Annotated in this window: 11 protein-coding genes; 6 read left to right on the top strand and 5 right to left on the bottom strand. The window is 69.2% G+C overall.

What is annotated here, in order from left to right; translation table 11 throughout:
- Positions 1 to 115: 115 nt before the first annotated feature.
- The 5 genes from ACFJIX_RS19035 to ACFJIX_RS19015 all read right to left on the bottom strand — a co-directional run bounded on the left by ACFJIX_RS19035 (position 116) and on the right by ACFJIX_RS19015 (position 5,111).
- On the bottom strand, positions 116 to 781 hold the full coding sequence (locus ACFJIX_RS19035) for a glycosyltransferase (protein WP_377153749.1): 666 nt from the start codon (positions 779 to 781) through the stop codon (positions 116 to 118).
- Positions 778 to 1,416, bottom strand: a complete 639-nt coding sequence (locus tag ACFJIX_RS19030) for a class I SAM-dependent DNA methyltransferase (RefSeq protein ID WP_377153747.1) — start codon at positions 1,414 to 1,416, stop codon at positions 778 to 780. Before ACFJIX_RS19030 ends, ACFJIX_RS19035 begins: the two co-directional genes overlap by 4 nt.
- Positions 1,413 to 2,294 carry a PIG-L deacetylase family protein gene (locus tag ACFJIX_RS19025; RefSeq protein WP_377153744.1) on the bottom strand — a complete coding sequence of 294 codons (882 nt, stop codon included), beginning with the start codon at positions 2,292 to 2,294 and terminating at the stop codon, positions 1,413 to 1,415. The genes ACFJIX_RS19030 and ACFJIX_RS19025 overlap by 4 nt, the downstream gene beginning before the upstream one ends.
- Positions 2,282 to 3,277: an acyl-CoA dehydrogenase gene (locus ACFJIX_RS19020; protein WP_377153741.1), complete on the bottom strand. Its 996-nt coding sequence runs from the start codon at positions 3,275 to 3,277 to the stop codon at positions 2,282 to 2,284. The genes ACFJIX_RS19025 and ACFJIX_RS19020 overlap by 13 nt, the downstream gene beginning before the upstream one ends.
- Positions 3,278 to 3,374: 97 nt before the next feature.
- On the bottom strand, positions 3,375 to 5,111 hold the full coding sequence (locus ACFJIX_RS19015) for an IlvD/Edd family dehydratase (RefSeq protein WP_377153738.1): 1,737 nt from the start codon (positions 5,109 to 5,111) through the stop codon (positions 3,375 to 3,377).
- A gap of 99 nt (positions 5,112 to 5,210) precedes the next feature.
- Between ACFJIX_RS19015 and ACFJIX_RS19010 the strand changes: the two genes are divergently transcribed.
- The 6 genes from ACFJIX_RS19010 to ACFJIX_RS18985 all read left to right on the top strand — a co-directional run bounded on the left by ACFJIX_RS19010 (position 5,211) and on the right by ACFJIX_RS18985 (position 11,656).
- Complete coding sequence (locus ACFJIX_RS19010; protein WP_377153735.1) at positions 5,211 to 6,167, top strand: 2-hydroxyacid dehydrogenase; 957 nt, start codon at positions 5,211 to 5,213, stop codon at positions 6,165 to 6,167.
- Entirely contained in the window at positions 6,164 to 7,243 is a 1,080-nt protein-coding gene (locus tag ACFJIX_RS19005) for a malate/lactate/ureidoglycolate dehydrogenase (RefSeq protein WP_377153732.1), read from the top strand. The genes ACFJIX_RS19010 and ACFJIX_RS19005 overlap by 4 nt, the downstream gene beginning before the upstream one ends.
- 113 nt (positions 7,244 to 7,356) lie before the next feature.
- On the top strand, positions 7,357 to 8,772 hold the full coding sequence (locus ACFJIX_RS19000) for an ABC transporter substrate-binding protein (protein WP_377153729.1): 1,416 nt from the start codon (positions 7,357 to 7,359) through the stop codon (positions 8,770 to 8,772).
- A gap of 56 nt (positions 8,773 to 8,828) precedes the next feature.
- Entirely contained in the window at positions 8,829 to 9,689 is an 861-nt protein-coding gene (locus tag ACFJIX_RS18995) for a carbohydrate ABC transporter permease (RefSeq protein WP_377161855.1), read from the top strand.
- On the top strand, positions 9,686 to 10,543 hold the full coding sequence (locus ACFJIX_RS18990; RefSeq protein WP_377153726.1) for a carbohydrate ABC transporter permease: 858 nt from the start codon (positions 9,686 to 9,688) through the stop codon (positions 10,541 to 10,543). The genes ACFJIX_RS18995 and ACFJIX_RS18990 overlap by 4 nt, the downstream gene beginning before the upstream one ends.
- 39 nt (positions 10,544 to 10,582) lie before the next feature.
- Positions 10,583 to 11,656 (top strand): ABC transporter ATP-binding protein, encoded by a 1,074-nt coding sequence (locus ACFJIX_RS18985; protein WP_377153723.1) that lies wholly within the window; start codon positions 10,583 to 10,585, stop codon positions 11,654 to 11,656.
- Positions 11,657 to 11,659: the final 3 nt, after the last annotated feature.

Below are 11,659 nucleotides of genomic sequence, written 5' to 3'. Positions count from 1 at the left end.
GCCCATGAGGCCAGCGGGGCTGGTGGCCTGCGGGGTCAGTGACCAGTGGCGCTGTGGCGCCTGTGGACCGTGAGGCGTCTGGGTCCTACCGCGACGCGTGCGAGTCTCACGAAACTCACGAGGTCTGCGGGGACACGCACAGCCCTTGCATGAAGGAGGCGAAGCCTTCCGGCGCGCGGCCGGCGCGGCGGGCGCTCGTCAGCACGCGCACGGTGTTGGTCCATGCGATGCGGGCGCCCTGCGCGACGAGCCGGTGCACCAGCGCCACGTCCTCGCGACTGGTCAGCGGCGGAAAGCCGCCGGCGCGCTGATAGGCGTTCGAGCACACGCCGAGGTTGGCGCCGTGGATGTGGCGATGCCCCTCGGCATCGAGGTAGCCGGCTTCGTAGGCGCGCCGCTCCTCGCTGGAATAGCCGCTCCAGTCGTCGACCTCCACGACGCCGCAGACCGCCTCGCTGCGCAGCGCGAGCTGCCGCGCGAGCCAGCACGGCGCGACCGTCGAATCGGCGTCGGTGAAGGCGAGCCAGCGCGCGCCGCGCTGGATCAGCGCCTGGGCGCCGGCCGCGCGCGCGATGCCGACGTTGCGCGCCTCGATCGCGAGGCAGTCGATGCCGAGCGCGTGGACCACCGCCTCCGTCGCGTCGCGGCACGCATCGAGCACCACGAGGATCCGGACCTCCTCCGCGCCCAGGTCCTCATGCGCCGCGGCGATCTTCAGCGCCCTCAGCGCGCGGCCGATGAGCGCCTGCTCGTCATGCGCGGGGACCACGATGCCGATCATGGTCTCAAGCCCTCGCGCTGCGCCACCGAGCGCACGTCGTCGCTCCAGACCTCGACGAGGAAGTCCGCCTCGTCGTGCCGCAGCAGCCGTGTCATGCCGTGGCGCTCGCGCAGCAGCAGGTCGATGCGGCGGTGCACCTCGTCGCCCAGGCGCAGGTAGTCGCCCTCCTGGTGCCGCCAATGGCTCGCCAGCAGCGTGCCGCCCGTCTCCAGGCTCGCGGCGGCGCGGCGGATCAACGCGTCGAGACCGCCCTCCTCCAGGTAGTAGCCGATCTCGCTCAGCACGATCAAGTCGAAGCGGCCGACCGGCCAGTCGGCCGGCATGGTCGCGCGCGTGACGTCGACATGGACCAGGGACGCCAGCCGTTCCTTCGCATGCGCCACGGCCGTCTCGCTGCCGTCGGTCGACAGCAGGCGGTCGCATCGCGTGGCCAGCGCGGCACTCAGCTCGCCGTTGGCGCAGCCGGGCTCGAAGCCGCGCGCGTAGCGTTCCCGCGGCAGGCAGGCCAGCACCATCGCACGCTTGCGTTGTTCGTACCACCGGGTTCGATAGCCCCAGGGATCGGCGCTGTCGGTGAACAGCGCTTCGAAATGACGCGCCAACGCCGCCGGAGCACCGCTGGCATCGTCCTTCATTGAGGCGCCTCGGGCGCGAGCACGAATTCGAAGGGGCGCAGCAGGCGGTTCACCGCTTCGGCGAAGAGCACCGGCGGGTGGTCCCCGTCGTCGAGCAGCTGGCTGCGATGCGCGGCCAGCGCGGTGCGCTTGTCCCGCAGCGAACGCGCGTTGAGCGGCAGGCGCCGCATCCGGTGCCAGGGCACCGCGGCGTCGCCGGGACGGGCCCAGTGCCAGGCCCAGATGGGGATCTCCACCAGCGAGGCGCCCGTCAGCAGCGTGGCGCGCGCGCAGGCGCGGCCGGTGGCCTCATGGTCCGGGTGGCCGTCGAATCGCCACGAGGTGAGGACGACATCGTCCGGCCGCAGACGGCGGCACAACTCGAGCACCAGGTCGTCCTCCTGCTCGGCGATGCGCCCGTCCGGCACGCCGAGCGCATGCACGGGGACGTGCAGTCCCAGACGGCGCAGGCCGGAGGCACGCTCGTAGCGGCGCTGCACGGCCAGGCGCTGCGGCGTCCAGCGCGGCGAGCCCGGATGACTGGCTTCGCCATCCGTCACGGCCACCAGTTCGACCGGCGGCGCCGGCGCGCGATCGGGCGGCAGGCCGGCGCGGTGGCGCGTCACCAGCAGCGACAGCAAGCCGCCGCAGCTCAGGACCTCGTCATCGGGATGCGGCGCGACGACGACGGCGCGGCGGCCTTCGGGCACCAGTTCGTCGAGCGAGGTCAGCGGCGCGCCCCACAGCGGCTGCCATTGGCGCCAGGCCCATTCGGGCGTCCCTTCGCCGTCGATGCGGCGGTCGGACGGTGACCGCAGCGGCGACTCGCCGGAGGCGAGGTCGGCGGGCATGCCCTCGTTCACGGTCTGGAACGGGCGTCGGTGCATCAGAGCGTCCATGGCGGGGTGTCTTCCTTGAGGTTGTCGGCCCCCAGGGCGGCCAGATCGCGGTCGCCGTGGCATTGCCGGATGAACACTGGCAAATCGGCTGCCAGCCTCCCGAAATGAGGGTCAAGGCACAGCGGACCGGCGCCCATGGCGCGCGTGGCGGCGCGCAGGACCTGCTGGGCGCAGTCGTCGGCGGCCGCCCGCGTGCGCAGCGCCCAGATGCGGGCGTTGGCGGTCGGATGGCGGTCGATCCAGGCGGCGGCCTCGCGGAGCAGGGCGGCGTTGGCGCTGAGCAGGCGGTCCACCTCGCCCAGCGCCAGGCTGCGGTGCCAGCCGGGGTCGGGGCTTGTGTTCGCTTGCGCACGGAGAGCGTCTGCCACCGCACACGCGGCCCCGTGCCAGCAGGCCGCGATGCCGATGCCGCCGTGCCAGAAGCCGGGGCGCGACAGGTAAAAACCGGCGTCGCCGATCAGGCGTGCGGGAGCGGCTTCAAAGTTCACCGTGGCGCTCGCCGTGGCGGCCATGCCGACGGCGTGCCAGGCGGCGTCGTCGATGTGCACGCCGGGGTGATGCAGATCGACATCCGCGAGCCAGGGACCGGCTCCCTGCTCGTCCCACACGGTCAGCAACGCACGGTCGAGCCTCTCGGCGCCGGAGCACCAGGACTTGTTGCCGTGGAGGACGATCCCGCCCGCGGCCACGCGGCGGAACACCACCCGCGCCTGCGGCGGTTCGGCGGCCCACAGGCCGTAGCTGGCGCGGGCGTGCGGCGCGGCGCCGGCCTCCGCGAGCGTGGCGTGGGCATCGGTGTGGCCCTCGAAGAGCTTGACCAGCGACAGATCCTGCGCGGCGACGCGGGCGAGCGCGCGCCAGCGGTCGAGCGTGCGGCCGCCGCCGGGCAGCGGCAGTGCGTCGCGGCCGTCGTCGATCAGTTCGCGCAGTTGTCGGGCCAGTGCGGCCCGGTGGATGCCGTCTCGATGCGCATCGCTCTCCATCAATGGCGTCTCCTTGTGGGAAGACGCATGGCAGGCAGGATGCCGTTCTGCGTACGTCAGCGGCGACGACGGGCCTCGTCGACCGCGATCCAGGTCCTCAGTGGTTGTCCCGCGGCACGAAGGCCCCGCGCCTGCCGACGAGGAAATCCAGATCCACGCCCTGATCCGCCTGCAGCACGTGGTCCACGTACAGGCGCCAGTAGCCGCTGGCGAGCGGCGGCGGCGGCGCCTGCCAGGCCGCCAGGCGCGTCGCCAGCTCCGCGTCGCTGATGTGCAGCTGCAGACGCCGCTCCGGCACGTTCAGCTCGACGATGTCGCCGTTGCGCACGACCGCCAGCGGCCCGCCCGCCGCGGCCTCCGGCGCGGTGTGCAGCACGATCGTGCCGTAGGCCGTGCCGCTCATGCGCGCGTCGCTGATGCGGACCATGTCGGTGATGCCCTTGCGCAGCACCTTGGGCGGCAAGGGCATGTTGCCGACCTCGGCCATGCCGGGATAGCCCTTGGGGCCGCAATTCTTCAGGACCATCACGCAGGTCTCGTCGATGTCGAGGTCCTCGTCGTCGATGCGCCGGTGAAAGTCCTCGATGTCCTCGAACACCACCGCGCGGCCCTTGTGCACGAGCAGGCCGGGCGTCGCCGCGCTCGGCTTGATCACCGCGCCCCGCGGCGCGAGGTTGCCACGCAGCACGGCAATGCCCGCCTTCTCCTTGAACGGCGCGGCGAGCGGCCGGATCACCTCCGCGTTGAAGTTCTCGGCGTCGGCGATGTTCTCGCCCACGCTCAGACCGCTCGCGGTCATCGCGCCCAGGTGCAGGTGCTGCGCGATCTCCTTCATCACCACCGGGAGCCCGCCGGCATAGCAGAAGTCTTCCATCAGGAACCTGCCGGACGGCTGGAGATCCACGAGACACGGCAAGTCGCTCCCGAGCCGGTCGAAGTCCTCGATGTCCAGCGCCACGCCCATGCGCCGGGCGATCGCGATCAGGTGGATCACCGCGTTGGTGGAACCGCCGATCGCGGCGAGCGTCCTGATCGCGTTCTCGAAGGCTTCGCGCGTCAGGAGGGTCGACAGCCGCTGGTCGTCGTGCACCATCTGCACGATGCGCCGCCCGGCGTTGCGCGCCAGCAGGTTGCGCCGGCCGTCCACGGCCGGGTACGCCGCATTGCCCGGCAACCCGAGGCCCAGGGCCTCGACCATGCACGCCATCGTGCTTGCCGTGCCCATCGACATGCAATGGCCGTGGCTGCGGTGCATGCAGCTCTCGGCGTCGAGGAAATCCGCGAGCTTGAGCGTGCCGGCGCGCACCTGTTCGCTCATGCGCCACACGCCGGTACCCGAACCGAGTTCCTGGCCGCGCCACTTGCCGTTGAGCATCGGCCCCCCGCTGACGCCGATGGTCGGCAGGTCGACGCTGGCCGCGCCCATCACCAGCGACGGCGTCGTCTTGTCGCAGCCCATCAGCAGCACGACGCCGTCGATCGGGTTGCCGCGGATGCTCTCCTCGACATCCATCGACGCCAGGTTGCGGTACAGCATCGCGGTCGGGCGCATCAGCGTCTCGCCCAGCGACATCACCGGGAACTCGAGCGGAAAGCCGCCCGCCTCGTACACGCCGATCTTGACCTGCTCGGCCAGTGTGCGGAAGTGCGAGTTGCAGGGCGTGAGCTCGCTGAAGGTGTTGCAGATGCCGATCACCGGCCGGCCGTCGAACTGGTCGTGCGGCGCGCCCGATCCCTTGAGCCAACTGCGGTAGGCGAAGCCGTCGCGGTCCTGGCGTCCGAACCATTGCTGGCTGCGGAGCGCGGCGGGTTTCTTCTTGGGAGTCTGGTTCATTTCCACCCCGGTTAACCCGGATCGGCGCCCGGGACTGGCATCAGTATTATGGTATGACGATTGAACGTCAACCTGTCGTGTCATTCCGAGGAATCACCCATGCCCGCCGCCATTCCGCTGCTCACTGCCGCCAGACTGTCGTCCTTGCTCGTGCCGAAACTCGACGCCGCCTTTGCGGTGCACGATCGCCTGCACGAGACCGACCCCACCGCGTTCGCGGCCGTCGCACCGACGATCCGCGCGATCGCCGCCAACGGCGAGTCCAAGATCCCCGCCGAGCTGATCGCCCAGTTGCCCAGACTCGAAATCATCTCGGTGATGGGGGTCGGCTACGACGGCGTCGACGTTGCGGCGGCAAGGGCGCGCGGCGCGGTCGTCACGCACACGCCCGACGTGTTGAACGACGACGTCGCCGACCTCGCGATCGGGTTGATGCTGTCGGCCGCTCGCCAGTTGCCCGCGGCCGACCGCCATGTGCGCAGCGGCCAATGGGCGGCGAGCGGGCCGATGCCGCTGGGCCGCAAGATGTCGGGCGCGCGGCTCGGGCTGGTCGGCATGGGGCGCATCGGACAGGCCATCGCGCACCGTGCCGCGGCGTTCGGCATGTCGATCGCGTACACCTCGCGCAGCCCGCGGGCGGGGGTCACGCACCGCTACCTCGCCGACCCCGTGGCGCTGGCCGCCGAGAGCGACTTTCTCGTTGTCATCACGCCGGGCGGCGCCGCGACGCGCCACCTGATCAACGCCGAGGTGCTGGCCGCGCTGGGCGACAAGGGCATTCTGATCAACGTGGCGCGCGGCTCGGTCGTCGATGAAGCGGCGCTGATCGATGCGCTGGAGCGCGGCGTGATCGGCGGCGCCGGGCTCGACGTGTTCGAGCGCGAGCCGGACGTGTCCGAGCGCCTGCGCGCGATCCCGCACGTGGTGCTCTCGCCGCACATCGGCAGCGCCACCACCCAGACACGCCAGGCGATGGCCGACCTCGTGGTCGCCAACCTGCAGGCGCGCCTCGGCGGCAGGCCGCCGATCTCGCCGGTGCCGGAATGTCAACCATGAGCGGGATGCTGACCATCGACGCGACGCGGCTGCTCAGTGCCGTGCGGCTGATCGTCGCCGGCTTCGGCAGCAGCGACGACGAGATCGACGCGGTCGCCACCCACCTCGTCGACGCCAATCTGACCGGTCACGACTCCCACGGCATCGGCATCCTGCCGCGTTACGCCGGGGCGTACCAGGAATCCGGCCTCAACCCCAACGCCCATGTGCGCACGCTGCTCGACACCGGCGCGATGCTGCGGCTCGACGGCGGGGCCGGTTTCGGCCAGGTGATCGGACGCGAGGCGATGGCGCTGGGCATCGCACGGGCCAGGCAATGCGGCTGCTGCATCGTGGCGCTCGGCAACTCGCACCACCTGGGTCGCATCGGCGCCTGGGCGGAGCTGGCGGCCGAGGCGGGCCTGGTGTCGCTCCACTTCGTCAACGTGATCTCGCGCTGCATCGTCGCGCCGTTCGGTGGCAGCGACGCGCGTTTCGGCACCAACCCGTTCGCCGCCGGCGTGCCGATGCCGGGCCGCCCGCCGATGATCCTCGACTTCGCGACCAGCCTGCTGGCGCAGGGCAAGACCCGCGTCGCGCACAACAAGGGCGAGCTGCTCGAGCCGGGCATCCTGATCGACGACATCGGACGGCCCACGCGCGATCCGCGCTACTCGGTGATCGAGCCCTTCGGCGCGATCCTCCCCTTCGGCGCGCACAAGGGCTACGGCCTGGCGATGCTGTGCGAGCTGCTCGGCGGCGCGCTTGCCGCGGGCCTCGCGCAGCACGGCGACGACACCGGCCAGCGGCGCGTGCTCAACGGCATGCTCTCGGTGCTGGTCGACCCGGCGGCGCTCGGCGACCGCGCGGCCTTCGAGCGCGAGGTGCTGGCGTTCACCGACTGGGCGCTCGCGTCGCCGCCGCGTGAAGGCGTCGACAAGATCCGGCTGGCCGGCGAGCCCGAACGCGAATCGCGCGTGCGCCGGCTGCGCGACGGCGTACCGGTCGATGCGACGACGTGGGGGCAGATCCTCGAGAGCGCACGCCAGCTCGGGGTCGATCCCCGGGCGGTCGCGCGGGCGGCCGGCACCGCCTGAGGCGGTCCGATCGGCGCCGCCATCCGGGTATTTCCCGGCAGTCCGATTCAGCCAATCATCATACGATACTACTAGACCTCGACAGATTGGGCCCTTCCACAGGAGACAAGCACATGCAGCTCAGAACATGGATGACGGTCGCGCTCGCCGGCGCCTGCCTCGTTGCCACCGGTCCGGTCTTCGCGCAGGAAAAGCTCACCGTCTGGTGGGTCAAGGGCTTCTACAAGGCCGAGGACGACGCTCTCTTCGCCGCGATCAGGAAATTCGAGGAGAAGCACAGGGACATCAAGGTCGAGTTGTCGCTGTACCCGCTGCACGACATGATCCCCAAGATCGTGTCCGCACTCGACTCCGGCAACCCGCCGGACGTGTCCTATGGCGACCTCTTCGACCTGCAGGTCACGGGCAAGTGGGCCTTCGACGGCAAGCTCGAGGACATCAGCAGCGTGATCGACCCGATCCGCGCGCGCTTCGCGCCGAACACGGTCGAGACCACGTTCCTGTACAACGACCAGGAGAGGAAGCGCGCGTACTACGCGTTCCCGATCAAGCAGCAGACGATGCACATCGAGTTCTGGGTCGACATGCTCGCCGAAGCAGGCTTCAAGGAGTCGGACATCCCGACCGTCTGGAAGGACTTCTGGAGCTTCTGGTGCGACAGGGTCCAACCCGCGTACCGCGCCAAGACCGGTTCGCGCGTGTTCGGCATCGGCATGCCGCTGGGCGTGGATTCGAGCGACTCGTTCTACTCGTTCCTGACCTTCATGGACGCCTACAACGTCAAGCTCGTCAACGACAGCGGCAAGCTGCTGATCGACGACCCGACCGTGCGCCAGGGGCTGATCCGCGCGATGACCGACTACACCCAGGTCTACAGCAAGGGATGCTCGCCGCCGTCGAGCACGAGCTGGAAGGACCCGGACAACAACGTCGCGTTCCACAACAGGACGACCGTGATGACGCACAACGCGACGATCTCGATCGCCGCCAAGTGGCTGGACGACATGAACAACGCCATGCTCAGCGACGAGCAGCGCGCCACGGCGAAGAAGAACTACACGCAGCGGATCCGCACCGCGGGGTTCCCCGCCAAGCCCGACGGCTCGAAGATGGTGTACCGCGCGGCGGTGAAGACCGGCGTGGTGTTCAAGGAGGCAAAGAACAAGGCCGCGGCCAAGCAGTTCGTCGCCTTCCTGCTCGAAGAGCAGAACCTGACGCCCTATGTCGAAGGCGCGCTGGGCCGCTGGTTCCCGGTCACCAGGACGGCGCAGCAGAGCGCATTCTGGAAGGCCGACGCCCATCGCCAATCGGTCCACGATCAGTTCATGGCCGGCACGGTCACGTTCGAGTTCACGAAGAACTACAAGTTCACGGTGCTGAACAACGAGAACGTCTGGGCCAAGGCGATGAACCGCGTCCTCAACGAGAAGGTGCCGGTCGACCAGGCCGTCGACGAGATGATCGCGCGCATCAAGGTGGTCGCGACGCCGACCGCGGCGCCGATCGCGGCGGTGGCGGCGCCGAGATGAGCGCCGATGTGAGCGCCGAGATGAGTGCCGAGATGAGTGCCGATGTGAGCGCCCCGATGAGTGCCGATCCGGCCGGCGCGGGCACGCGCCCGGGACGAACGCCAGACCGCTGGCAGTTCTGGGGGCGCATGCTCGTGCTGCCCTACCTCCTGGTCTTCGTGGTCTTCGTGCTCTATCCGCTGGGCTACGGGATGTGGCTGGCGCGCCATCCGTCCAGCTACGAAAAGCTCTTCGACGATCCGATCTTCCTGCGCAGCCTGCTCAACACGCTGGTGTTCCTGATCGTCGCGATCAACATCAAGATGGTGGTGGCGATGATGCTCTCGGGCTTCTTCGTGACCGAGCGCTGGTGGATCCGGATCCTGTCGCTGGTCTTCATCCTGCCCTGGGCGCTGCCGTCGATCCCGACGATCCTGTCGGTGCGCTTCATGCTCAACCCCGAGTGGGGCGTGATCAACACGCTGATCTTCCAGCTCACCGGGCGGGACGGCCCGAACTGGCTGAACCACCCGCCGCTGGCGCTCGGTTTCTCGATGCTCATGCATATCTGGAAGTCGCTGCCGTTCTGGACCCTGATCCTGATCGCCGGGCGTCTGGCCATCCCTTCCGAGCAGTACGAGGCCGCGTCGGTCGACGGCGCGACCCGCTGGCAGAAGTTCCGCTTCATCACCTGGCCGTCGATGCGCACGCTCTACGTGACCTCGCTGATCCTGTCGATGATCTGGACGCTGGGCGACTTCAACAGCGTCTACCTGCTGACCGGCGGCGGCCCGGCCGACATGACGCATGTCCTGGCGACCCTGGGCATCCGCTACCTGCGGCTCGACCAGATCGATCTGTCGATGGCGTCGATCGTCGTGGCGCTGCCGCTCGTGCTGCCGCTCGTCTGCATCATGATGAAGAGGTTGTCCAAATGAGCGGCGGGAAGCTGAACTGGACGACGGTGACCACCGAAGCGAAGCTGCTGCTGATCGGCATCCCGGTGCTGCTGTGGACGATCATCCCGGTCTACCACCTCGTGCTGTTCGCGATCTCGCCCAAGGACGAGGGCACGACCGGCAAGCTGTGGCCCGATCACCCGACGCTCAAGAACTTCGAGAACGTGTTCGGACAGAAGCACTTCTACCTCGACCACTTCTGGCTGCAGCTGGGCAACTCGGTGCTGATCGCGGTGGCGGTCGCGGCGATCACGCTGTTCGTCGCCACCTCGGCCGCGTTCGCGATCAGCCGGCTCAAGGTGCGCGGCGGGCGGACGGTGATGAACCTCGCCCTCTTCACCTACTTCATCCCGGCCGCGTTCCTCGCGGTGCCGATGTACAAGACCATGGGCAACTACGGGCTGCTAAACAGCCAGTGGTCGCTGATCCTCGCGATGGTGACGATCGCCTCGCCCTACTGCATCTGGGTGCTCAAGCAGGCGTCGGACAAGCTGCCCCCGGAGCTCGACGAAGCCGCGCGCATGGACGGCGCCTCGCCGCTGCAGCTGTTCCGCCTGGTCTACCTGCCGCTGATGGTGCCCTCGCTGGTCGCGGTCGGCACGTACGCGCTGCTGCTGGCGTGGAACGAATATCTGTACGCCTTCCTGCTGCTGTCCAACGACAGGAGCGTGACGCTGGCGGTCACGCTCGGCAACTTTCTCTCCGCCGACGATTCGCCGTGGGAGCTGCTGATGGCCACCGGCCTGATCTATGCGCTGCCGCCGGCGGCGATCTACTACGCCTTCAAGCGCTACATGGTGAGCGGCCTGACGGCCGGCGCCGTGAAGAGCTGAAGCGCCGCCGACAACCACAGAGCGACGAGGGGACGAGACATGGCCACGGTGGGGTTTCACAAGATCGAGAAGACCTACGGCAACAAGGTCAAGGTGCTGCACGACGTCAGCGTCGACATCGCCGAGGGCGAGTTCGTCGTGCTGGTCGGTCCGTCGGGCTGCGGCAAGTCGACGCTGCTGCGCATGCTCGCGGGCCTGGAGGACATCACCGGCGGCGAGATCACGATCGACGGCAAGGTCGTCAACGATCTCGAGTCGAAGGACCGCGACATCGCGATGGTGTTCCAGAGCTACGCGCTGTACCCGCACATGACGGTCGGGGAGAACATGGCGTTTAGCCTGAAACTGCGCAAGGCCGATGCGGCGCTCATCCACGAGCGGGTCGCCCGGGCCGCGAAGATCCTCAACCTCGACACCCTGCTCGACCGCCACCCGCGCGAGCTCTCCGGCGGCCAGCGTCAGCGCGTCGCGATGGGGCGCGCGATCGTGCGCGACCCGAAGGTCTTCCTGTTCGACGAGCCGCTGTCCAACCTCGACGCCAAGCTGCGCGTCGCGATGCGCGCCGAGATCAAGGCACTGCACCAGCGGCTCAGGACCACCACCGTCTACGTCACGCACGACCAGATCGAGGCGATGACGATGGCAGACCGCATCGTCGTGATGCACGACGGCATCATCGAGCAGATCGGCACGCCGCTCGATCTGTACGACCGGCCCGACAACCTGTTCGTCGCGCAATTCATCGGCTCGCCGGCGATGAACGTTCTCCCCGGCACGCTGCGCGGCAGCGGCGGCGCCACCGAGGTCCTGGCGGCCGGCACGCGGTGGCCGGTGCCGCCGCAGATCGGCGGCAGCGACGGGCAGGCCGTGCACTACGGCATCCGCCCGGGCGACATCCATCTGGCGTCCGAGGGCTCGGGCATTGCGGCGAAGGTCATCGTCGTCGAGGCCACTGGCGCCGAGACCGAGCTGCTGCTGCAGGTCGGCGACGCGCAAGTCATCGCCGTGATCCACGGCCGCACCGCCGCACGGCCCGACGACACGCTCCACCTCGCCATCGACGTGGACAAGGCGCATGTGTTCGACTCGGCCAGCGGCCATCGCCTGGGCTGAGCT

Source organism: Roseateles sp. UC29_93 (genome assembly GCF_042695725.1).
Lineage (GTDB): Bacteria > Pseudomonadota > Gammaproteobacteria > Burkholderiales > Burkholderiaceae_C > Roseateles > Roseateles noduli_A.
Note: the sequence above shows the minus strand (reverse complement) of the source record. Positions and strands in the feature narration are given on the sequence as shown.